Below are 22,342 nucleotides of genomic sequence, written 5' to 3'. Positions count from 1 at the left end.
CATTTCATTTTAATAAAAATTTAACCCGCACTGAGAATACCAAAAAAACCCTTTTCCAACAGCATGTAAAAAAGGATTATAAAACGAACACAAAGTAAAAAAGCCCTTCCCTCAAAGGGAAAAGCTTCTCATTGGTTTACTTCTAAACCCAGGTAAATCAACGATTTACCACAAACAACACAACTACTCTTTATTGCGAAAAAAAGCTCCCCGATTAGAGGAGCTTCTTTGCAATTTGCGGTCTGGACGAGACTGACGGTTTTCCTTGCAACCCAGTTATTACCATCCATTTACAATAAAAAAGAAGAAGTAGGTCCCTTTTTCCTCTCTATAACTAGCCATCTACAAAAAAAATATTTTGAGGAAATAAGTTTAAACCTACCATAATTGGGAGACTTAGTTTAATTATTTTAGCCTCATCATCCACTACTTCTACAATTATATTATAGGGAAACTTCGATAAATGAACAATCTAGAAAAGCTTAAACAAAAAAATTTAGAATTCATAATTAAATCAGATGAATACTCCTCCATCTTAGAAGAAGTATCCTCCGATATAGTTAAAGCATGTAAATCTGCAGAAAATGAAGCAACAGTAGTTTCCATTTTTGAATTGGAACTTTTCGCTTTTATTAAAAATGTATTGGGTATCACCTATTATCCCCAGAAAGAGAAGTCTGTCCATACTGAGAGACATATTTCCAAAGGGAGAATAGACAGTAAAATAGGAGCTCTAGTAATAGAATTTAAGCAACCCTCTACCTTTAATAATGTTGGCAAAAAAAATAAGGCTTCAAAGCAACTAAAAGAATACCTAAATGGACTTTTCAAGGAGGAAGAGACAGATTATCTTGGATTGGTGACAGATGGAGTAGAGTGTCAATTTATTTCCATGGAAGATGGACAAGTTGTTACTGGTGCATTTGAGCCAATCAAGGCGAAGCATCTTGACCGTCTTATAAAGAATATTATTTTACTTGAAAAAGTTGCCTTAACTCCACAAAATCTGGTCAAAGATTTCTGTTCCCCTGCAGAAGAAAGTGTAGCTAAACAATTGACTTTAGTTCTTTACAACACTCTTAAAACTTTATCTACAGGAAAATCTAAAATGCTTTTTCAGGAGTGGAAGGAACTTTTCCGTCTAGCTCATGATGATAAATCAAAGCAGAAAGCTATAGAGGAGAGACGATCGGCATTAGAGGCTATAGTCAATGAAAAATTTAAAAGTAAAGATGATGAATATCTTACACTCTATGCCCTCCAGACTACATACGCCATTATTGTTAAAATAATAGCCTATAAGGTAATAAGTAAAGTTAGGTTCGATGAGTCATTAATTGAATTTAATAAGTTAGCCCTTTCCGACTCCAATTCATTAAGGCACCAGATGAATGAATTAGAGGAAGGCGCAGTTTTCAGAAATTTGGGAATAGGGAACTTACTAGAAGGAGACTTCTTTGCCTGGTATAGTACACCTGAACAATGGAATAGTGACATAGGAAATTTAGTAGGCGAAATTTTTCAAATTCTTACACCTTATGAGGATAAAGCTATTTTTGATGATGTAATAAACGTGTTTGATCTTTTTAAAGATTTATACATGAATATTATACCTGATAAGGTAAGACATAGCCTTGGAGAATTTTATACACCACCTTGGCTTGCTGATCATCTTATTCAAGAAGCAATTAATAAGTCAAATAATTCTAAATGGACCGCTCTTGATCCATGTGCTGGATCAGGAACTTTTTTGACCACTATGATAAGGAAGGTATTAGAAGAAACCACACACTTATCAAGAGAGGAAAGGCTGAAATCTATACTTTCCAGGGTAAAGGGAATTGATTTAAATCCTTTGGCAGTTCTGACAGCTAGAATTAATTATTTTATAAATATTTCTCCCCTCATTTTAGATGGTGATGAATTTGAAATACCCGTTTATTTAGGAGATGCCTCTTACGTGCCATCACAAACTTTAGTTGAAGGGGTGGACTGTCTATACTACAAAATCCAGACAATTAAAGGTGGAATTGAAATAATACTACCAAAAAGTATAGTAGATAATCCTGAGGAGTTTTCAAAAATAATGACTTCTATAGAAGATGATATCCACAATTTAGATGAGGAAAACATCGTCACTAAATTATTGAGTATAACTTCACCTAAAGATCAACAAAAAGTAGTAATTGAAAACATTAAACTTCTAGCTTCACAATTTATTGAACTGGAGAAGAATGATTGGAATGGAATATGGGCAAGAATAGTGACTAATTTTTTAACCACTGCCAACTTGGGTAGATTCGACATAATAGCAGGAAATCCACCCTGGATAGATTGGAAAAATTTACCTGCCGGTTACAGAGAAAGAATTAAAAGTTTATGTGTGTCTAGACATCTCTTTTCGGGGGACAGTATCACAGGTGGAATTAACTTAAACGTGTGTGCATTAATTTCAAATGTATGTGCTGAAAATTGGTTAAAGCCTGATGGAAATTTAGCTTTCCTCATGCCACAATCATTACTCTTCCAACAAACCTATGAAGGTTTTAGAAAGTTTAACCTGGATAATGAAAGGAAACTGTATTTACAGGAAATATATGACTGGACAAAAGCTGGACATCCTTTCAAACCGGTACAACATAAATTTCTTTCTTTTTTCTTTTCTGCCAAAGAAGTTGACTATTCAGAAGGAATTCCTGCCACCCATTACATAAAAAACAGTAGGGAGAATCTTTTAAAATATGTAAATGTCACTCAATTTTCCAAAGTGTCGCATCTATTTAAAAAAGAAATAGGGCTGATTGGTCATGCCAATGAAGATAATACCATTTTTTCTTATGCTGATTCGAGTTTAGAGCTTAATAATTTCAAGAAAATTTCAGGATCTACTTCTTATGTAGGAAGAGAAGGTGTAGAATTTTATCCCCAAGAATTATTTCTATTGGAATATGATTCTAAAATGAAACCACAAAAGGACAAAGTGTTTGTCAAGAATTTCCAAAAGAAAAGTTCTAAATATAAAATTCCACAGCAAACCATTCTGCTAGAAAAAAAGTTTTTACACCCTCTGGTAAAAGGAGTTGATATTGAGAGATTCCATATTAAAAAGCCAAAATATCTTGTACCATTTCCATATAATGAAAACAATAAAAGAAGCCCCATTGGAATTAAGGAGCTAACAAAAGAGTCCAAACTTTTAGCTAAATATTTTACAAAGTTTAAAGAAGTTCTAACTTCACAAACTGACTACAATTCCAAGATTATTGGCTCAAAACATAATAATGAATTTTATGCTCTTGCCAGAGTTGGGGATTATAGCTTCGCTAAAAATTACGTAGCTTTTAGGGATAACTCCAAATGGCAGGCAGCCGTTGTAACAGATTTAATTACACCTTGGGGGGAATTGAAGCGTCCGCAGTTTCAAAACCATGCTGTAACTATTACTCAAGACGAGAATGGCAGGTTTATAACATTAGATGAAGCACATTACATCTGTGCAATTTTTAATGCCCCTGTTACAGCCAGGTTCATTTATAACTCGTCAGATTCCAGAACTTTTAAAATAAGACCACAATTAAATATCCCTTCATTTGATAATAAAAATATAATTCACAAAAAATTGATGGAGACCTCCAAATTAGCTCATAAACATCATTCAGATAAATCAAAAATGTTAGAGTTAGATGAACGGCTTAATGAGCTAGTTAGTAAAATTTAATCCTTACTCTTAGCTAAAAATGAGTTTAAAAAAAGACCAGGATCAAACTAAAGAAATTTTTATTAAACAATACATTTCTGAAGAGAAGGAAAACATTTTGTCTTTTATAGACCTAAGCAGAAGAGTCCTTCTCAATGCAAGTCCGGGTAGTGGTAAAACTAAATTTTTCGCAGACCTCTGTATTTCCCAAGTACAAAATAAAAAGGAAGGAAGAATAATTTACTGCAGTCCCTTTTTAATAATACAAAATCAGTTCAAAAATGAACTTTTGAAAAAGGGTATTGCTATTGATCTTGAATTAAATCATCAGAGCAGAAGGAAGAGTTTAAATTCGGAGGACCAAATTGTCACTTCAACTTATCACAGTCTAAAATTGATTGGAGATGGGCTTACATCAAAAGATATAATAATTTTAGATGAAGCGCATTCTCTCCTTTATAATTATAAAAAAGAATATGTTAGGCAATTTTTCTTTTCCACTTTTCAAGTCCTTATAAAAACTTCTGCAAAGATTGTAGCAATGAGTGGTACTCCTTACGAAGCCATTAAATATATTCTTGGGCTTAACGAATTGAAGATAATCAAGAGAAATAAAAAGGCTCAGATAAATATTCAATATTCTAAAGATAGTGCTGCCAACCACGTTAAAAGATTTGCTGAGGAATGTCTGGAAAGATTCCCTCAGGACCACCTGAATATTATTTACATCAAAAACAAAAAGGAATGTGAAAAATTTAAACATCTAATTGAGTCAAACTTCAATTGTAAAGCTTTTGTTTTAACTGCATCACGCAAGGACAGTGAAATTTATGAAAGCCTAGTTATTGATAGTAATATTCCCTCCGGCATACAGTTTTTAATTACTACCAACGTGATAAGTACAGGTGCTAATGTATTAAATGAAAAGATTGGTAAAGCATTAATGCTTCACGAACATAATCCAGTTGAAATAAAGCAATTCTCCAAAAGGTTTAGAAAAAAAATGGATATTGAAGTAGACGTAGTAAATAGACAATATCAAAAAGCTGAATTTTCTGTAAAAGCTAAAAGGGAAGAAATTAATCTTGAAAGGAACCACCAAAGACTTTATTTTAACATGGTTCTCCCGTATCTCATAGATTCACATAACAGATTTGAATATTTGTTTGCCCAGAAGAGTTCCTTTTATTATAAAGATTCTGACGGTAGCCCATCTCATTTACTTGATTCCCTAATTAAAAAGATGGTTATACAAGAGGCATATTTTATTGAGGAATTAAACCAAACTTATAATGACCCTGACGAGTTAGAAATAGCACTACAAGAGTTTGATGATGTCTTCCCAGTCCATATACCAAATAAATATGATTTCGAATTTTCAGGAAGTTTAGATGAAGAGAGAGAAATTGAATTTCTATTAAAAATGAAATTTGAGGAGGTTATTGATCACTCCATTCAAAATTATAAAATCTTACTTTTTAATCTATTTGCCTATTCGGAGCGGAATACTTACATCCAAACTAAAATTAAGACTCTTTTGAAAGGAGAGTTTAATGCTAATTCTGTTCCTAAAGAGATAGCCCCCAAGTATGGTATTCTATTTAAAGAGACCGATTTTATTGACAGCATTTTCAAGGATCTAATTCAAATAAATTCTGAAGTTAGAAATGTTGCCAAAAGCTTGTATTTTCTGAAAACTACAGCAAAAAATAAAAGAAAGTCCACGCTTATTTCTTTCCATGTAAATGAGCTTCTACATCAATATTTTGAAATCAAATTTTTTCCCTCGTCTTATCACCCAGAACTAATCTATAAAAAAGAACTGAACATGGAGCTTTTGGAACAGGACAAGGGAATGAATTTTAAAGTTAACTTGATTAGATTCTGTTACAAATATTGCATTAGACAAGAGTATATTAATATCGAAAAATTACAAGCTTATCTTAAAGACTATTTTTCACAGCACGTTAAAATATTTAAAGATCCAATTTTGAGTGAAATTAATGTTAACTCAAATGGAAAGATAATAGATTACCCATCTAACCTTGTTATTGGGATAATAAAAGGTCTCTTTTACATGAAAGAAAAACCACAGGAAAGAAAAAAGGGAGATGGAAAAATTAGTTCTTACCTATTCGAATCTCAGCTTCCCAATAGTAAAAATGCTACTACAATAAAAGAGGAATCTGACATAATTAAAGCCAATAATGATTCTATAATTCTGCATTACTCTGGATTAACCATGACTTATGAAAAAATTAAATTCAAAAATTTAAAGAAAAGATATTTAAACAGTCATGCGCTGCTCTCCTATTCTTTGGTGGACAAAGGATTCTATTCTCTTTTAGAAAAAAAGACGGATTGATCTCCTAATCTTTTAAGAAGATTAAGAAAGAAAAGGGATAAAACCGCCTTTTTCGAATTCTACGTTTTCAGTGGTTTTTTTGTTCAGGAGAAAACACACTCAAAAGTTTGATTATACAAAATATGACCTAAACTCCTTTTCTTTTGTATTAGGGAGGCTCCACTCTGTCGATTATTTCAAAATGACAATAGAAATAGGCTCGCCCTCTAACAATATATACAGTCTTCAATTTAGTAGTAACTTTTACGGCTTCTACTGAAACTTTTTCATCCTTAGTTAATTCTCCAATCTGCTGTCTGACTATCACCTCAAATGGGCAGTAAAGGATCTTTAAAAGATTGTTCCAAGTAACTATATATAATGTTTGGGGCGAGCTATACTTCAATATCTCTGCTAACTGTTTATCATTCATTTTACAAAACAGCTATATAATTAATGTAGCAGGAAGTAGTTCTCAGACCTGTTTTGCAGCGAATTAACGAGGTTATTTGTTAACTCATACGCATTTACAGACCTCTCAAAATTATTATCTATATAAGAGCTCTTATTTGCTTCTGTGAACAAATTGTATAAACTCCACAAATCAATTGACCCATCCTCTCTACAAGAAAAGTTAGGACAGTGATAGTAATTTTTCACCACAGTGTTGATTTGACTATCATTTAATGCGACAGGATATAAAAAGCTCTGCTCGGATTTTGGCATAAACTGATACATTCTTAGTTTACCTACAAAATGAGCAAACTGTTCCTGAGTTAGACAATACCTACTCATTCTTTCCATTAATCCTAAGTGCTTCTCCCGATCATAGTTGTTTAGTAATAATTCTACTGCATCTGACAATTGATTTATACTATTCACTCTCACCTGATCTGCTAATCCATCGGTTGATATACAGAGATTAGTACAGACCATATTCTTAAACCCAATGAAAATTTTAAATTTCTCTGGACTCTTCTTACTAAACAAATTCTCTTGATTGTAAGCTCTTACTCCACCAATGCTTAATGCTAAGCTATTCCCGTTAATGTTTTCAACTACAGATGGAATTTCCATAACAAAGGCACAGCGTTCATAATACAATGTCTTTTCATGCTCTAGAAGCTCTTTAGCAGGCTTTCCAATAGCAGAGGGTATTCTGCCTTTAATAATGTGAGAAGTCTTAATAGAAGGCTCTGCTACTTCAAATTCAGGGAAGAGATCTTGCGCTATTTCTCTAGTCTTCTGCACAAACTGATAATGACTTATTGTACTTTCATTATCCTTTGCAAATACAGGTATTATACAATCGTTCCGCAGGTGTTCAAGAGTAACTTCTTTGGTATTAGCTTCAATAAAGCTGCTATTAGAGGAGTGTATGACCTCCTTTTCATCTACTATATTTATATGTAGTGGGTTATTTGTGATTAATTCCATCTTCAATAGTTTAGAGTTTTTCAATTTTATTTTCTTCAATAACCTGCGCATTAGTGCTTTCAATTGCTGTTTTGCGCTCCATAATTATCGGATAAATTTCTTTTGCGAGAGCAGGATATTTCTCATAGATATACTTAAGTCCTTTCAAATGATGACACTGTGCAATTTCTTTCTTCACATTGTCTAGAGAAATTCCTTCACTACACCAGTTCTTTAGTTTCTTACCAGTCGCTCCGTTTATGACAAATTCAGGTTTGTCCATAAACAATCCAGTCCTGTCTTTTGAAGCTTTTACCAAATGATTATCATTGATAAACTCAAAGTTGACTGTAAGTTCATATTCCCAACCTTCTCTAGTAATTTCTTTAGTTCCCAGTTTCATAACTTTGGTTTTACCATTCATATCTCTATCTAAAGAGTAATCCACTTTGCGTCGAGTAGTAGCAATTATGTGAGAGCTGGACTGCACTAAAGCATCAATAAATTTATTATGCTCAGGAGTCACTTTGCTCCAGTCCTGAAACCTCCCCCCAAGTTGCTCATGCATTTCAAGACACCCCCCCTTTCCCGACCATTCATGACTTATCGAGTCCACTATGATCACTTCCATTCCAGCTTCTTGACATATTTTAATTGCTTGAATGTATCTTGATGGAGTATAAGGTTCTTCAAGAGGTAAAACATTGTATCCTCCTAAGTGAGAGTAAAGGCTTGCAGAATTATTTTCTGTATCAATGACAGCTATCTTGCTCCAATCCTGAGTTACCCCAAAAGCAAGTAGTAAGGCTGAATAGGTTTTACCATAACCACTGGGACCGCTCAAGCCAATTCTTAGCTTTACTTGACTTCGCTGCGCTTGTTGTAATTTCATAATATAAAAATTATTAGGTGTCACCGACCCTATGATCATTTATAGATGACATTATTAGACATAAAAAAAGGAGCCATTATAGACTCCTTCTTATTTTTTTATGCAGTCGTTTTTAAACCACTGCTTCTTTTTCTACGTTTCTATTCACAATTTCTTCTTCTTCAGTTATAAAAACACTTCTTTGGGAAAAAGTATTGACTTCACCAGTTTGAGTATCTGTGTATTCATAAGGCTCCACTTCAATCTTTTTTATTGTACCTGGGATCTGTGACCCTACTAAAGATTTACAAGTGACTTCATCAAAGGTACAGGGAACTTGAGCTGTCTTAGCAGTGAAGTAATTCTGTCCTGTTTCTTTACTCTTGACAGCTTCTAAACCTCCTTGCACAATTAGTGCATAAAATTTTTCTCCATCCTCTCTTTCAAAGGATTTGTAACTAATAATTGTAACCATAGTTTTATCAATTTTTATGTTGTTTGGAGAATATATCCCCGGTGGTGAAAGAGAGTAGGGGCTGAAAGTTAGGTTTCACAGGAGAAAAGAAGTCACACCTCCCCAGCTACACAATAATGCAAGGGGGGTATGACCAACTTTTAATTTAGAGGGGGGTAGTATTATAGATTATAATACTCTTTCGCTGAGAAATTTAGAAAAAAATAATTTTTTTTAAACATATATCAGCAAATGACCTGGCACATCTATTTTTATAAGAGCAAAATCAGTTTGTTCTTCTTCAATCTTGTTTATAGGACCATCCGATTTCAATAGTTCTAATACTAAATCTACTAACTCCTCCTTTTGTGAATCAGAGAGAGCCTTCAACATCTCAAGAATCTTCGCCAGCCCAAGGTCTTGTAATAGCGTAAATTCCTCAGTTAAGCAGAATTCATCAGCGTATTTATTAATAACTTCAAATTCCTCCTCCCGAATTCCTTTTGTTAATTCCTGATCACTTCCTGCTAGGACAATGAGTAAACTTATTACCGCTTCCTTATACCTTTTTGATAAGTCAATTAAACATGGCTCCTTTTCTTCTAATTCAATGGAATTATCAGGTTTAAAAATGTCTCCTCCTGTATCTATCGGTAATACTTTTCTTTTATGCTCATTTATTACCTCCACCATTTCCTTTATTAAAGTTGAAGCCATATTTCCCTGTTCAAAGAGACTTAGATTGCGACAGTTAAGAAAATGTTTTTTGTGCACTACTTCTTTTTGAAAATATTTGTACCTCCAGGTAATGTTTAAGGTGCCTTGGCTGTACATGAAGTTAATTATTTGATTTGAACCCTCTCTGTATAAATTAAATTCTCTTTTATCTATAGGAGTAATTATTCCTCCCCCATTGAAGGCATATTCATTTAGCCTACTAATGAGAACATGAAATTTTTCTTGAAGACTTTTCTCTTGCAAATCAACATTATCTTTTTGATAGCTTAACATCATTTTACCCAAGAAAAATAGAATGATTGCTGTAATAATTATCCAAATCATATATTTAAATATTTAGTTATTGTTTTTGTTTTTGCTGCATCTATAGCTTTTCTCAAATCTCCACGCTCTAATCCATTTTCATAGAGGTCATAATCGTCAAGTAAATTTTCAGCTAAGTAGTTAGCTTCTTTTTCTAATTCCTTTTTAAAAGGTACACCTTCAACAGGGATATTATATTTAGCTAATTTCTTCAAGTAATCTTCTGCTATTTCTTGAAAGCGCCCCTCAAGATTCCTCCTGACCTCAACTATATAGGGATTGAATTTTGCCATACTCGTCCTCATTAGATATTGGTTAACATCAAATTGCTTCAAGGACTCTAACCGTGCTTTTAATTGGTTCTGAATAAAAACTATATCAAGGTCTTCTTTTGTCTTATTTTCATTCAGGGTACAACCCTCTATCCTTTGCTTTTCATGGTTGTAATGGATGTGTTCCACTTTTTTAGGATAATTTCTCTCAATCTCAATAATTAGATGTAAAATTTCCTTCTTAAATGGTTTTGATGAAACTTCAAATTTTGGTTCAAAGTAATAACCGTAATAATAATTTTGAAATTCCTTGAATTTATACTTGGTTACACGCCAAGTAAAAGAATTATTTAATAGAGAATATTGATCTCCATTCCTGGTTATTTTAAGTCCTTTCCTATCAATCCATTCGTAAAAAAAATCTGGTATGGCAGTATCAGGATTGCTCCAAAAGGTGATAGTTCTGAAGGGTTTATCTGAAGTTATTAGATCATCAAGTTGTGGAGAATTAGCAAACTCGTACAGAAGTTGAAATATTCTCTTTTGGTTCCTTCTTTCTAATTTTTGTGGCGTAGGTTTGAAAAGGTTTAATAGGTTCATGCGGATAAAATTGAAATAAGATAATGTTAAAAATAGGCAAATATGCCTATCAAATAAAGTTGATGCTCCACGAATTTTAACCCGTGGAATATTTAAGTGAAAAAGAATTTTTATTAGCATTTGGTAAAAATCTGCGCAGAGTAAGAAGAGCTCAGGGTTTTACACAAGCACAACTAGCCAATGATCTTGGCGTAGAAATCTCCCAAATCAGCAGAATTGAGAGAGGAATAATAAATACATCTGTAGGGAATGTAAATGCTATCTCTTCAGCTTTACGTGTAGATATAAAGGATCTCTTCGATCTTTCCTAATCCACTAAAAATCTATAATAACGTTCCCCTTCCCCATCCAGAGAAGGCTCTATAACATCTATAATTTCTATTTTTTCTTGGTAGGGTATTCTTATTGTAGCTGGGAATTTTCCGTCCCTGGTGACACAATGAAATATAGTATCCTCCCCAGCAGATTCCTTTAATAGTTCCGAGGAAACTTGCTGAATATTAAGCACATATATATCCTTACCCTCAGGAGTCTCAGTTATAATCTGTACTTCTGATTCTTGGAATATAATTGTGCGGTTAATACCTTCTATTCCACCAGAAGGGAAGTGTTGTGTATAGGGTGAAGTATAGGTTTGGGTAAAACCCAAAAACGGCAAAAAAGCTATAAAACAATATAGACTTAATTTCATTTTATGAATATAGCATTATAATTGAAAGAAATTATATAATTTAAGAAGTTAATCTGAAATTTATCAACTATGACCCTTTATGACTTTTCAAGATTATCTGAGCAGGTTCAGTATGACACCGTATTCAAGAAAGGGACATTCCTAGATATTAAAGTTGAGGGAGGATCAAGGTTCTTACTTTATGCCTTAGCCAAGTTTTTTATAGAAATAGAATACTGCAACAACCAGAATAAAATAGTAGCTAAAAGAACTTTTAAAGAAGGGGAACTGCTTGATAAATACTCTGATTTTACCTCCCTGTAAAAAAGAACTGGCGAAGTTATTTTATATTAATTCCGTTCTGGCTTAAATTAATTTTGTTACCTAAGTGATCCTCTATAAGAAGAGAATTTTCATTTTCTTTTATTTGTAATTTATAACCTGAATCTGTTTCTACGATAAGTGTGGTATTTTTGCTATTAAGAATTACTTTAATATTATTATCTAAACCTTTTGACTGATCATTTCTCTTATCTTCTACAGGTATTGGCTCGACATTATTCATTTCAATAATTTCGACCTGAGCCCCCAGCTCCCGAAGTTGGTTTGCAATTTGTGTCGCAGCTTCTTTATTAAGGTTTTTGCTAATAATTCCTCCTTTTTTAGCTAATTCTTTGGCCTTTTGCATCTCGTTAGAACCTAAGATTCTTAGAATAAGTTTGACAATTGTAGATTGATGTCTAGAGACTGGATAAATTTTTACAGCATAATTCATATTTAATTCTTTTGAAGTTATTAACAAAGAACTTTGTGCTCAAAATTTTTGAATCAATATTTTTTTCTTGAAATCTAAGAAAATTTTTGTAATTGATTGATTTTAAAGGATAAGCACCTATCTCTAGGTGCCTATCATTTTTCTACTTTAATTTGTCTGACAATCTCATCATTTCTTCCTGCACCTTCTCTTCTAATATTTGCCCATAGTGAGCTTGGGTGATTCCTATTCTGGAATGACCTAGGAGTTTACTTACAACTTCCATAGGAACATCGTTTAGAAGCAGTACAGTAGTGGCAAAAGTTTTCCTTGCTATATGGTGAGTCAGGTTAATCTTGAGCTCACAGAGATTAGCTATTTCTTTGAGATAAGCATTGAAATGAGAATTAGTTTTGGATGGCAATATTTTTTCTCCATTTACTTTTCCTTCATATTTTTCAATTAGTTTCTGAGCAACGGGTAGTAAAGGAACTGAAATAGACTTATTAGTTTTTTGTCTCTTCATTTTAATCCAATTCCTCCCATCTCTACTTTTTACAATATGTTGTTTTCTAAGATTACTCATCTCTTTAAAAGCTAAACCAGTGTAACAACAGAATACAAAACAGTCTTTTACCTCTTCAAGCCTCTTATTCCCCATTTCTTTATTTTGTAGCTGGGAAAGCTCAGCCTTGGTTAGATAGACAACTTCTTTTCTTGCTGGTTTAGGTTTGTGCATGAGGAAAGGATTCTTATCTAAATAATCCTGGGCTATAGCAAAATTGATCATCTTCTTAAACCTCTGAAGAGTTTTATTAATGGTGCTTTGCTGCATCTCCTTTACTGTCCTGAGGTAGTATTCAAAATCTTGTATAAACTGATGTTTCAGAGTATTCAATTTTATATCCCTCTGATCAAATTTCCACTTTACAAACTCCTGCAGGTGACTTTTCGTGTTCTCAAACTTTTGCCAAGACACTTCTTTTATGTCTTTACCTACCAGTTTTTTGTAGTAGTTATTGTGCTCCTGATAGGCAGTTATAACACCAAGTTCCTTTTTAGTTTCTTCACCATTGTACCTTTTTAAGATATCTTCAACATCAAAACTTCCCTGCTGAATTTGGAGTATTAAAAAAGCCTGACAAAGTTTTTGCTTAATCAGGCTTATCTGTTTATTTACATATTCTGAATTTTCTGCCTTATCCAGAACCTTCTGTTTCTCTCTATCCCAATAATCAGGATTAATAAATAATCCTGTAGAGAATTGCTTTCGTGATTTCTCATAAGTTATCCTGCACATAATAGGTGTCAATCCTGCTTTATTGATTTTTTGATTGATTATTAGAAAAAGTGTTTTCATATGTTCTTGGTTTTTAGTTAGTAATACATTGTATAAGGGGGTACCTTTTTATATTGGAGGGGGTACCTCATTTGGTACCTTTTATTGAAGAAATTAAGTGGAAATGTAGAGAAGAAGAGAATAATCAGAAAGGCTTTTAAAGCAAAAAAGCCCTTCCCTCAAAGGGAAAAGCTTCTCATTGGTTTACTTCTAAACCCAGGTAAATCAACGATTTACCCCAAACAACACAACTACTCTTTATTGCGAAAAAAAGCTCCCCGATTAGAGGAGCTTCTTTGCAATTTGCGGTCTGGACGAGACTCGAACTCGCGACCCCCTGCGTGACAGGCAGGTATTCTAACCAACTGAACTACCAGACCGTTGCTTTATTGCGAGGGCAAATATACAGTACATTTTAAATTCCACAAACCTTTTTTAGACTTATTTGAAAGTATTTTTTACCAGTTAAACAAACTTCTGACGTTCAACCAGGTAAGTGGACAGAATTTTATTGAAACTGGCATTAATATCGGCTTGAACGTATTTAATACCATACTGCGCACACTTCAGTTTAAGATTATCAAAGTAGGCTTCCACTTGTTTTTGATAATTTTCTTTTACATTGTCAGCATAAAGATCCATTTTCTCACCGGTTTCCACATCTGTAAACCGCTGTGGATCCTCACCAAAATTAAAATTATATTCCTTTTCCTTATCAAGCACGTGGAACAGGACCAGCTCATGCTTATTAAATTTTAAATGCCTTAACGCTTCAAAAAGTTTCTCCTCCTCTACCTCATCCTGGAACATATCTGAAAAGAAGAAAATAAGGGACCGTCGCTTAATTTTTTCGGCTATCTGGTGCAGATAGGTGTAAGTAGACGTTTCTGTTTTATTTTTTGGCTGACTCAGAGTTTCCTCAAGTACATGTAAAAGCATCCTGCGGTGTCTCTCACTACCTTTTTCGGGTGCATAATATTCATACCGGTCGCTGTATATACTTAGGCCGATAGCATCCCTTTGTTTTTTGAGGATTTGCATAAGACAAGCTGAGGCCAGAACCGAAAATCCGACCTTGTTCAGATTTTGAAGGCTCTGACCCTTCATTTCGGGAAAATGCATGGAAGCAGAGTTGTCGAGGATCAAATGGCAGCGAAGGTTGGTTTCTTCTTCATATCGCTTTGTATAAAGCTTATCGGTCTTGGCAAACAACTTCCAGTCTATATGCCGTGTACTCTCGCCCTGGTTATAAACCTTATGTTCCGCAAACTCCGATGAAAATCCATGGAAGGGGCTTTTATGAAGTCCAGATATGAATCCCTCTACTATTTGGGTTGCCAGTAATTCAAGATTCAGAAATCCGCCTACCTTATGTATTTCCTGCTCTAGCTGCATCTTCTTAAATTTGATCTCTAAGTTACAGAATTATAGACATAAAAAAATCCGGAGAAAAACCTCCGGATCAATTTCAATATTTGAATATCAGATAAACTACAATAGTTGATCTAATGCTTCTGCGTATGTATTTTTAGGTGCAACTCCAACCTGTCTACCCACTACTTCTCCATTCTTAAAGATAAGGACGGTGGGAATGTTTCTAACACCATACTTGGCCGCAAACTCCTGGTTAGCATCTACATCCAGCTTTCCTACCACTGCTTTTCCTTCGTACTCTTTGCTTATATCATCAATAATAGGACCTACCATTCTACAAGGACCACACCATGCTGCCCAAAAATCAACCATTACAGGTTTGTCGCTCTTAAGTACCTTTTCTTCAAAAGTTGCGTCAGTTATTTCTAAAGCCATATTTGTTGTTTTAGTTCGTTTTTCTATTATACACAAAAATAGTCAAAATAATAAGGATTCTATAGTCGAAGAAAATCAGATTTCCCTATCTGCTCATTGTTGCCTCCTATTTAACACCAAAACTCCTAAGTTTTTGTAAGATTTTTCTTTCGATTCAATTATGAGAATATTGGTTCATCTATTATTTTTGATTTTAAACGTTTTGACAAAAATTTCTGATTTGATTATTTAAGATTTCTTTATCTTTAATACTAAGTAATTCAAAATCAAATATATTCAAACATTTTTACCCCTTAAAAACATTGCCATGACAGTATTCACACAACTCTGGAAAAACCAAACCGAAGGTTTTTCATTTGTTCAAAAGATAATCATTGGAATTATCCTTTCTTTTATTCTAGTTACAGCAATTTTCGCAATTGGTTTAGTCTATCTCGAATTAACTAAGTAACCTTAAGCAGGGATGGTTATGACCAAGGATTGAATTATCAATTGCCTTCTGAAAAAAATAATACCTCTACCAAATTTTATTTTGAGGAGGTATTAAACCTAATTTAACTTATAGAGCACCTGCTGCTCTTCCAGGGCATTTAATAATTCCTGAGAGATCCTAATCTTTTGTTTTCGGCTGGGCATGTGTAACTTTATCTTTTCTTTCATCTCATAAACCACAAAATTTAGGCGATTCTCTCCGCTATGGTTCCTAAAAAGGTCTTTTAGGATATCGATCTTGTCTTCCTGCAATTCATCAATATTAAGCTGGATAGTAAGTTTTTTTGCATAATTCTCCATTACATCATGCAAGAGCTGAATGTTATTGAATTGCAATCTTGGATCACCTTTTCTTCCGGTTTCCCTGTTTGGATACCCTTCCCTGATAAAGATCTTCGCATGAATAAATGAATTTGGCACAAGGAAGTGCCGGTATTTCAAATACTCTTCTTTGAACATCCTGAACTCATATGAATCTGAATAATCCTCGACAATAAAAGTGGCCCATCCCTGCCCTTGCTTGTTCACCCTGTGTTGCACATCGCCTATCACCCCTCCAAACGTAAGCTCCTTGTTCAAGGCATCTTCAAGGTTCTGGAAGTCTGCCAAAACAGCATTACAGAAGCTTTTTAATTCTATTTTAAAGTCATCCAAAGGATGTCCTGACAGATAAATCCCCACCACTTCACGTTCTCTTTTGAGCTTTTCCATAGTTCCCCATTCTTCACAGGGAGGTACTACTGGTTCGGGAATTTGTACTTCACTGGCATCTCCAAAAAGACTAACCTGCGCCGAATTTTCATTTTCCTGATATTTGGCAGCATACTTCACCACTTTCTCTAAAAAGGTGATTCCGTCGCCTTCATCATGAAAATACTGGGCACGATGCGTATCTCCAAAGCTGTCAAAACCGCCGGCTAACGCTAAATTCTCAAAAGCTTTTTTATTGGCTGCCCTAAGGTCGATCCTTTTAGCCATATCAAAAATGGACTTGTAAGAACCTTTATCTTTACGATTTTCCACGATTGTTGCTACCGCCCCGGCGCCAACTCCTTTAATAGCTCCCATTCCAAAACGGACGGCATTTTCCTTGTTAACAGAGAACTTGTAGTATGATTCATTCACGTCGGGGCCTAGAACGTTCAGCTTCATTCGTTTACATTCTTCCATGAAGAAGGTAACCTGCTTGATATCGTTCATATTGTTGGAAAGTACTGCTGCCATATATTCCGCAGGATAATGGGCTTTTAAATATGCTGTTTGATAAGCGATCCAGGCATAACAGGTAGAGTGGGATTTATTGAAGGCATAAGAAGCAAAAGCTTCCCAGTCTTTCCAGATTTTCTCCAGCACTTCCCGCGGGTGACCGTTTGCTTCCCCACCATCCAGAAATTTGGGCTTTAATTCCTCCAGAAGCGAGAAGATCTTTTTCCCCATCGCTTTCCGCAGCACGTCGGCTTCACCCTTTGTAAAGCTGGCCAGCTTTTGTGAAAGTAACATCACCTGCTCCTGGTAGACTGTGATTCCGTAGGTCTCCTTTAGGTATTCCTCCATTGCCGGCAAGTCATAGACGATCTCTTCATGTCCATGTTTACGGGCAATAAAACTTGGAATATATTCCATTGGTCCAGGCCTGTACAGCGCGTTCATAGCGATAAGATCGTCAAAGACCGTTGGCTTGAGGTCTTTCATGTGCTTCTGCATTCCGGGAGATTCATACTGGAAGATTCCCACTGTTTCTCCACGCTGGAATAACTCGTAAGTCTTCTCATCATCCAGGGGAAAACTGTCAGGGTCGAGATCAATATCGTGTCGACCCTTTACGATCTTCACTGTATCTTTAATAAGTGTGAGCGTTTTAAGACCTAAAAAGTCCATTTTAAGGAGTCCGGCACTCTCAACAACCGAGTTATCAAACTGGGTCACATATAAATCTGAATCTTTGGCAACCGCTACCGGAACAAAATTGGTAATATCACTGGGAGTAATGATCACCCCACAGGCATGTATACCCGTATTCCTTACCGAACCCTCTAAAATCCTCGCCTGGTTGACGGTTTGTGCCTCCAGGTCATCTCCTTCAGAAATATTGAGCAGCTCGTTTATCTTGTCCAGATCTTCACTTCTGAAACTGCTTTTCAATGCCTTTTCATCCATTCCGAAGATCTTGGACAGCTTAGTATTGGGGATGAGTTTTGAGATTCTGTCGGCTTCGTTCAACGGCAGGTCAAGCACTCTTGCAGTATCTCTTATTGAAGACTTGGCGGCCATGGTACCATAAGTGATGATCTGCGCTACTTGGTTTGCACCATATTTTTTGATCACGTAATCCATTACGCGGCTTCGACCCTCATCATCGAAATCGATATCAATATCGGGCATACTTACACGGTCCGGATTCAAAAATCTCTCGAAAAGAAGATCGTACTTAATAGGATCAATATTGGTGATCCCAAGGCAGTAAGCCACGGCACTACCGGCAGCCGATCCTCTTCCCGGGCCCACCGAAACATCCATATTCCGCGCCTCTCTAATAAAATCTTCTACGATAAGGAAGTAACCGGGATAGCCCGTATTTTCAATTACCGAAAGCTCAAAATCAAGGCGTTCCTTAATTGCAGGAGTGATCTCCCCATAGCGTTTTTCGGCTCCCACATAAGTAATATGCTTTAGGTATGCGTTTTCTCCCCGTTTTCCACCGTCAACGGCATCTTCGGCCATGACAAACCTTTCAGGAATAGTAAAAGCGGGAAGCAAGACGTCTCTTGCCAGCTCGTAAGGTTCAATCTTATCTACAACCTCCTGAACATTGGAAATGGCTTCCGGCAAGTCTTTAAAAAGCGCTTTCATCTCATCACCACTCTTGAAATAATACTCATTATTTGGAAGCCCGTATCGGTAGCCACGGCCCCGACCTATAGGAGTGGCTTGTTTTTCTCCGTCTTTAACACAAAGTAAAATATCATGTGCATTGGCATCTTTTTGTTCGCAGTAATAGGTGTTATTGGTAGCCACCAATTTCACTTCATGCTTCTTCGCCAGTTCCACAAGCACAGGGTTTACCCTGTCCTCATCTTCCTGCTTATGACGCATCAACTCCACATACAAATCATCACCAAACTGTTCTTTCCACCACAATAGTGCCTCTTCAGCTTGATTTTCTCCAACGTTAAGGATCTTTCCTGGCACTTCCCCATAAAGGTTTCCGGTAAGAACCATTAGATCCTCTTTATACTGCTCCACTATTTCCCTGTCGATCCTCGGAACGTAATAAAATCCTTCAGTGTAAGCTAAAGATGACATTTTTGCCAGATTGTGGTAACCTTGTTTATTCTTTGCAAGAAACACCACCTGGTAACCGTTGTCCTTTCGGCTTTTATCTTTTCGATTTTCACACACAAAAAATTCACAACCTATTATTGCTTTAAGTTCCCGCGCCGTGGCCGGTTCATTATTTTCTATTGAAACAGCATTTTGAGCTTTTATGCCTTTGTTATATGCGCCCACCTCCTTCACAAAATGGAAAGCGCCCATCATGTTTGCATGATCTGTAAGCGCCACCGCAGGCATATTTTGGCTAGCCGCTGCATTCACAAGGTCTTTTATGCTTATGGTTGATTGTAGAATGGAAAACTGGCTATGGTTATGCAGGTGCGAAAAAGCAACTTCATCCAGTTTTTCAAGATTCTCCTTAATTTCTTCTGAAGATATCCCTTTGTCCTTTTTCTTCTGAAGTCTTTTCCTGATCTCTTCGGAAGCTTTTTTCAGATTGATATGCTTCAACCCTATTAGCTGAATTGGCTGTGGATTTACCTCTGAAAAATTCTCAAAATAATCGGGCTTTACATCCAGTTCTTCCGAAGTAAATACACGTTTTCTTATAAGCTCCAGGAAACAACGGGTGGTTGCTTCAACATCGGCTGTTGCGTTATGGGCTTCAGCAAAAGGTTCATGAAAAAGGAATTCATGCAATTCGGTAAGGGTGGGTAATTTGAATTTCCCTCCTCTTCCCCCTGGAATACAGCAGAGTTGAGCGGTCACTTCTGTACATGTATCAAGTACCGGAAGCTCCAGCAGCTTGTTCTCGATTTGGAGCCGGTGAAACTCTGCCCCCATAATATTGACATCGAAACCAACATTTTGTCCTACAACATATTTTGAACGGGAAAGAGCAATATTAAACTTTTCAAGTACTTCCTTCAGAGAGATGCCTTCTTCGGCAGCGAGTTCGGTTGAAATTCCGTGGACTTTTTCGGCATCATAAGGGATATTAAAGCCTTCAGGTTGTACCAGATAATCCTGATGTTCAACTACCCTCCCCATTTCGTCGTGCAACTGCCATGCGATTTGTATACATCGCGGCCAGTTATCACCATCTGTCAAAGGAGCATCCCAGCGTTTGGGAAGACCGGTAGTTTCAGTATCAAAAATAAGGTACATAAAATAGTATTTTAGAAGCTTTATTACTGATTATAAGCACAAAGCGGAAGATTAGGAGCAATTTTAAAAAGGTAAAAATAAGTATTATTTCAGGTAACGGCGGGGAAAGTTTTCAGGAATTATTAACGAAATAACCTGTTAAAAATGCCATTTTTGAAGCATAAAAAAACCCGGACGAAGAGACCGGGTTTCTATTTCCATTCTAAATTTATCTAATCAAAAGCTTCTTCAAGTTTCTTTACATCATTAAAAGTGCGTTCAATGGCATTTCGCTGTTTGATGAGAAGGTTTGCAGTTGAAGGAGCAAAACCGTCATCCTTGATAACTTTGTTATAATCTTCTACGGCCAGTTTTTCTCCCCGCACTACTTCTTCTAATATTTCCTCTTCTTTATCTGAGGTAAAAGCAGATTTTAGATCCATCCACACATGGTGCGCCTTCGCTTGTACGCTCGTACCTTTATCTGGGGCTTCGCCAAGATTTCTTATTTCAATTTTGAGCTCATGCCCAAAGTCATATCGCTCTTTGGCTTTGACTTCGAAAAATTCTTTTAGGTCATTATTCTTTACATCTTCAGCGGCTTTCTTAAAGCCCATTTCAGAATCGTAATTTTTTTCCAGCAGTTCATTAAGTTTTGCTGCCTGTTCTTTCGTTGTGTTCATAATTATTCTCTTTTTTTAGATTAGCAACTTTTTTTCTTTCTAAATATAAGACACAAAACCAACCTAACCCAATGTTTAACAGGCTTTAGCACTCCTTAACGTAGCCGAAAAAATTTCAGAAATCAATCACCGGGATCCAAAAAATAAATTTTCACTAACTGCTTAATTTACAATAAAAAATAATAGTATCTTTGCCCCCTCATTAATAATCGGGGTCGGGAACCCCACAAATTAATTTTTATGCCTGTAAAGATCAGATTACAAAGACACGGTAAAAAAGGAAAACCTTTTTTCTGGATCGTAGCTGCGGATGCCCGCGCAAAAAGAGATGGTAGATTCCTTGAAAAATTAGGTATTTACAATCCAACTACTAACCCTGCAACTATTGAGATCAATGTTGACAAATCTGTACAATGGTTACAGAATGGGGCACAGCCTACAGAAACTGCAAAGGCAATTCTTTCTTACAAAGGAGTTTTACTTAAAAACCATCTTGCAGGTGGTGTAAGAAAAGGCGCTCTAACCGAAGAGCAAGCTGAGGAGAAATTCAATGCCTGGATTGAGGAAAAAGCAGGTAAAGTAGAAGCTAAAAAAGAAAACTTAACAAAAGAGCAGGAAGCTGAAAAAGCTAAAGCTCTTGAAGCTGAGAAAGAAGTAAATGCAAAACGCGAAGCCGAAACTGCTGCCGCTGCACAACCTGAAGTTGAGGAAACCACCGAAGATCAGGAAGCTGCTGCTGCAAACGAAGTGGATGACGCTACTGCAGAAGAAGCTAAAACTGAAGAAAAACAAGACCAGGCAGGTTCTTAATTTTTCATTCTAACGAGCAATGACAAAAGAAGAGTGTTTCTACCTTGGCAGGATCGTTAGTAAATTTAGTTTTAAGGGAGAGGTGTTGATAAAACTCGATACCGATGAACCTGAAAGTTATTTAGAAATGGAATCAGTTTTTGTCGAATACGACAACAATCTGGTTCCATTTTTTATTGAAAGAAGCTCGCTCCAAAAGAGCAATCTGCTGCGGGCAAAATTTGAAGAAGTAGACACCGAAGAAGACGCCGATGATCTTATGAAATGCGACCTCTATCTTCCGTTAAACCTTTTGCCAGAACTTAATGAAGATCAATTCTATTTCCACGAAATAGTTGGCTTCACCGTAGAAGACGAAAACTACGGAACAGTCGGGACCCTCACCGGAGTTAATGATACTACCACTCAGGCTTTGTTTGAGATCGAAAAGGATGGGAGACAAATCCTTATCCCAATGAATGATCAATTCCTTGTAAAGGTGGATAAGAAGAACAAGGTGATCTATGTGAAGACGCCGGAAGGATTGATTGATTTATATTTATAAATCAAAAGCACCAACTCTCAAATCCCAAATTCCAACCGTATTAAAATTCCAAGCACCAATACCCAAATTCCGAAGGGGGTAGAAAAAAACAACACACTACTTGCGTTGAAAATATTTATGTATAGCC

19 protein-coding genes and 1 tRNA gene are annotated in these 22,342 nt (G+C 35.8%); 6 read left to right on the top strand and 14 right to left on the bottom strand.

Annotated elements, in window-relative coordinates; genetic code table 11:
- Positions 1 to 463 precede the first annotated feature (463 nt).
- Both H148_RS0106410 and H148_RS0106405 read left to right on the top strand, forming a co-directional pair.
- Positions 464 to 3,718, top strand: coding sequence for an Eco57I restriction-modification methylase domain-containing protein (locus H148_RS0106410; RefSeq protein ID WP_029034074.1), 3,255 nt, complete (start codon positions 464 to 466; stop codon positions 3,716 to 3,718).
- A 19-nt stretch (positions 3,719 to 3,737) separates the two neighbouring features.
- The gene (locus H148_RS0106405; protein ID WP_029034073.1) at positions 3,738 to 6,062 is read left to right on the top strand and encodes a DEAD/DEAH box helicase family protein; all 2,325 of its coding nucleotides are present in this window, start codon (positions 3,738 to 3,740) and stop codon (positions 6,060 to 6,062) included.
- Between the two features lie 148 nt (positions 6,063 to 6,210).
- Here H148_RS0106405 and H148_RS18730 read toward each other — a convergent pair whose 3' ends face one another.
- The 6 genes from H148_RS18730 to H148_RS0106375 form a co-directional block, all read right to left on the bottom strand.
- Complete coding sequence (locus H148_RS18730) at positions 6,211 to 6,474, bottom strand: hypothetical protein (protein ID WP_029034072.1); 264 nt, start codon at positions 6,472 to 6,474, stop codon at positions 6,211 to 6,213.
- Positions 6,475 to 6,494: 20 nt separating this feature from the next.
- The gene (locus H148_RS0106395; RefSeq protein ID WP_051286277.1) at positions 6,495 to 7,478 is read right to left on the bottom strand and encodes a DUF3871 family protein; all 984 of its coding nucleotides are present in this window, start codon (positions 7,476 to 7,478) and stop codon (positions 6,495 to 6,497) included.
- 10 nt (positions 7,479 to 7,488) lie between these two features.
- The gene (locus H148_RS17330; RefSeq protein WP_051286275.1) at positions 7,489 to 8,349 is read right to left on the bottom strand and encodes an AAA family ATPase; all 861 of its coding nucleotides are present in this window, start codon (positions 8,347 to 8,349) and stop codon (positions 7,489 to 7,491) included.
- A gap of 112 nt (positions 8,350 to 8,461) precedes the next feature.
- On the bottom strand, positions 8,462 to 8,803 hold the full coding sequence (locus H148_RS17325) for a hypothetical protein (RefSeq protein ID WP_037324700.1): 342 nt from the start codon (positions 8,801 to 8,803) through the stop codon (positions 8,462 to 8,464).
- A gap of 213 nt (positions 8,804 to 9,016) precedes the next feature.
- On the bottom strand, positions 9,017 to 9,844 hold the full coding sequence (locus tag H148_RS0106380; protein WP_029034070.1) for a hypothetical protein: 828 nt from the start codon (positions 9,842 to 9,844) through the stop codon (positions 9,017 to 9,019).
- Entirely contained in the window at positions 9,841 to 10,695 is an 855-nt protein-coding gene (locus H148_RS0106375) for a hypothetical protein (RefSeq protein WP_029034069.1), read from the bottom strand. The genes H148_RS0106380 and H148_RS0106375 overlap by 4 nt, the downstream gene beginning before the upstream one ends.
- Positions 10,696 to 10,778: 83 nt before the next feature.
- Between H148_RS0106375 and H148_RS0106370 the strand changes: the two genes are divergently transcribed.
- The gene (locus tag H148_RS0106370) at positions 10,779 to 11,006 is read left to right on the top strand and encodes a helix-turn-helix domain-containing protein (protein WP_029034068.1); all 228 of its coding nucleotides are present in this window, start codon (positions 10,779 to 10,781) and stop codon (positions 11,004 to 11,006) included.
- On the opposite strand, the gene H148_RS0106365 is transcribed toward H148_RS0106370, so the two are convergent.
- Positions 11,003 to 11,386 carry a hypothetical protein gene (locus H148_RS0106365; RefSeq protein WP_156877210.1) on the bottom strand — a complete coding sequence of 128 codons (384 nt, stop codon included), beginning with the start codon at positions 11,384 to 11,386 and terminating at the stop codon, positions 11,003 to 11,005. The two genes, H148_RS0106370 and H148_RS0106365, sit on opposite strands and share 4 nt — an antisense overlap.
- 69 nt (positions 11,387 to 11,455) lie before the next feature.
- On the opposite strand from H148_RS0106365, the gene H148_RS0106360 reads away from it, so the two are divergent.
- Positions 11,456 to 11,689 carry a hypothetical protein gene (locus H148_RS0106360; RefSeq protein WP_029034066.1) on the top strand — a complete coding sequence of 78 codons (234 nt, stop codon included), beginning with the start codon at positions 11,456 to 11,458 and terminating at the stop codon, positions 11,687 to 11,689.
- Positions 11,690 to 11,705: 16 nt separating this feature from the next.
- On the opposite strand, the gene H148_RS0106355 is transcribed toward H148_RS0106360, so the two are convergent.
- From H148_RS0106355 to H148_RS0106320, 7 genes are all read right to left on the bottom strand, one after another.
- Positions 11,706 to 12,140: a hypothetical protein gene (locus H148_RS0106355; RefSeq protein WP_029034065.1), complete on the bottom strand. Its 435-nt coding sequence runs from the start codon at positions 12,138 to 12,140 to the stop codon at positions 11,706 to 11,708.
- Between the two features lie 142 nt (positions 12,141 to 12,282).
- The gene (locus H148_RS0106350) at positions 12,283 to 13,479 is read right to left on the bottom strand and encodes a site-specific integrase (RefSeq protein ID WP_029034064.1); all 1,197 of its coding nucleotides are present in this window, start codon (positions 13,477 to 13,479) and stop codon (positions 12,283 to 12,285) included.
- A gap of 285 nt (positions 13,480 to 13,764) precedes the next feature.
- Positions 13,765 to 13,838, bottom strand: a tRNA-Asp gene (locus tag H148_RS0106345).
- 85 nt (positions 13,839 to 13,923) lie between these two features.
- Entirely contained in the window at positions 13,924 to 14,853 is a 930-nt protein-coding gene (locus H148_RS0106340) for a DUF58 domain-containing protein (protein ID WP_029034063.1), read from the bottom strand.
- Between the two features lie 96 nt (positions 14,854 to 14,949).
- Positions 14,950 to 15,294: a thioredoxin gene (gene trxA, locus H148_RS0106335; RefSeq protein WP_425414068.1), complete on the bottom strand. Its 345-nt coding sequence runs from the start codon at positions 15,292 to 15,294 to the stop codon at positions 14,950 to 14,952.
- 522 nt (positions 15,295 to 15,816) lie between these two features.
- Positions 15,817 to 20,199 (bottom strand): DNA polymerase III subunit alpha, encoded by a 4,383-nt coding sequence (gene dnaE, locus H148_RS0106325; RefSeq protein ID WP_029034061.1) that lies wholly within the window; start codon positions 20,197 to 20,199, stop codon positions 15,817 to 15,819.
- A 212-nt stretch (positions 20,200 to 20,411) separates the two neighbouring features.
- Positions 20,412 to 20,861 carry a ferritin-like domain-containing protein gene (locus H148_RS0106320; protein WP_029034060.1) on the bottom strand — a complete coding sequence of 150 codons (450 nt, stop codon included), beginning with the start codon at positions 20,859 to 20,861 and terminating at the stop codon, positions 20,412 to 20,414.
- Between the two features lie 240 nt (positions 20,862 to 21,101).
- Between H148_RS0106320 and H148_RS0106315 the strand changes: the two genes are divergently transcribed.
- Positions 21,102 to 21,671, top strand: coding sequence for a 30S ribosomal protein S16 (locus H148_RS0106315; protein ID WP_029034059.1), 570 nt, complete (start codon positions 21,102 to 21,104; stop codon positions 21,669 to 21,671).
- 19 nt (positions 21,672 to 21,690) lie between these two features.
- Positions 21,691 to 22,215: a ribosome maturation factor RimM gene (gene rimM, locus H148_RS0106310; RefSeq protein ID WP_029034058.1), complete on the top strand. Its 525-nt coding sequence runs from the start codon at positions 21,691 to 21,693 to the stop codon at positions 22,213 to 22,215.
- The last annotated feature ends 127 nt before the right edge of the window (positions 22,216 to 22,342 follow it).

It is taken from the genome of Salinimicrobium terrae DSM 17865, from assembly GCF_000424665.1.
Classification (GTDB): domain Bacteria; phylum Bacteroidota; class Bacteroidia; order Flavobacteriales; family Flavobacteriaceae; genus Salinimicrobium; species Salinimicrobium terrae.
The sequence above is the reverse complement of the archived record's forward strand: the minus strand, read 5'-3'. Positions and strand labels throughout refer to the sequence as shown.

Excerpts from the sequence above, each read along its gene's own strand:
- H148_RS0106315 (WP_029034059.1), top strand. The coding sequence starts at position 21,102 with ATGCCTGTAAAGATCAGATTACAAAGACACGGTAAAAAAGGAAAACCT.
- dnaE (WP_029034061.1), bottom strand. The coding sequence starts at position 20,199 with ATGTACCTTATTTTTGATACTGAAACTACCGGTCTTCCCAAACGCTGG.
- rimM (WP_029034058.1), top strand. The coding sequence starts at position 21,691 with ATGACAAAAGAAGAGTGTTTCTACCTTGGCAGGATCGTTAGTAAATTT.
- H148_RS0106360 (WP_029034066.1), top strand. The coding sequence starts at position 11,456 with ATGACCCTTTATGACTTTTCAAGATTATCTGAGCAGGTTCAGTATGAC.
- H148_RS17330 (WP_051286275.1), bottom strand. The coding sequence starts at position 8,349 with ATGAAATTACAACAAGCGCAGCGAAGTCAAGTAAAGCTAAGAATTGGC.
- H148_RS0106410 (WP_029034074.1), top strand. The coding sequence starts at position 464 with ATGAACAATCTAGAAAAGCTTAAACAAAAAAATTTAGAATTCATAATT.
- H148_RS0106340 (WP_029034063.1), bottom strand. The coding sequence starts at position 14,853 with ATGCAGCTAGAGCAGGAAATACATAAGGTAGGCGGATTTCTGAATCTT.
- H148_RS0106355 (WP_029034065.1), bottom strand. The coding sequence starts at position 12,140 with ATGAATTATGCTGTAAAAATTTATCCAGTCTCTAGACATCAATCTACA.
- H148_RS17325 (WP_037324700.1), bottom strand. The coding sequence starts at position 8,803 with ATGGTTACAATTATTAGTTACAAATCCTTTGAAAGAGAGGATGGAGAA.
- H148_RS0106395 (WP_051286277.1), bottom strand. The coding sequence starts at position 7,478 with ATGGAATTAATCACAAATAACCCACTACATATAAATATAGTAGATGAA.
- H148_RS0106375 (WP_029034069.1), bottom strand. The coding sequence starts at position 10,695 with ATGAACCTATTAAACCTTTTCAAACCTACGCCACAAAAATTAGAAAGA.
- H148_RS0106405 (WP_029034073.1), top strand. The coding sequence starts at position 3,738 with ATGAGTTTAAAAAAAGACCAGGATCAAACTAAAGAAATTTTTATTAAA.
- H148_RS0106350 (WP_029034064.1), bottom strand. The coding sequence starts at position 13,479 with ATGAAAACACTTTTTCTAATAATCAATCAAAAAATCAATAAAGCAGGA.
- H148_RS0106365 (WP_156877210.1), bottom strand. The coding sequence starts at position 11,386 with ATGAAATTAAGTCTATATTGTTTTATAGCTTTTTTGCCGTTTTTGGGT.
- H148_RS0106320 (WP_029034060.1), bottom strand. The coding sequence starts at position 20,861 with ATGAACACAACGAAAGAACAGGCAGCAAAACTTAATGAACTGCTGGAA.
- H148_RS18730 (WP_029034072.1), bottom strand. The coding sequence starts at position 6,474 with ATGAATGATAAACAGTTAGCAGAGATATTGAAGTATAGCTCGCCCCAA.
- H148_RS0106380 (WP_029034070.1), bottom strand. The coding sequence starts at position 9,844 with ATGATTTGGATAATTATTACAGCAATCATTCTATTTTTCTTGGGTAAA.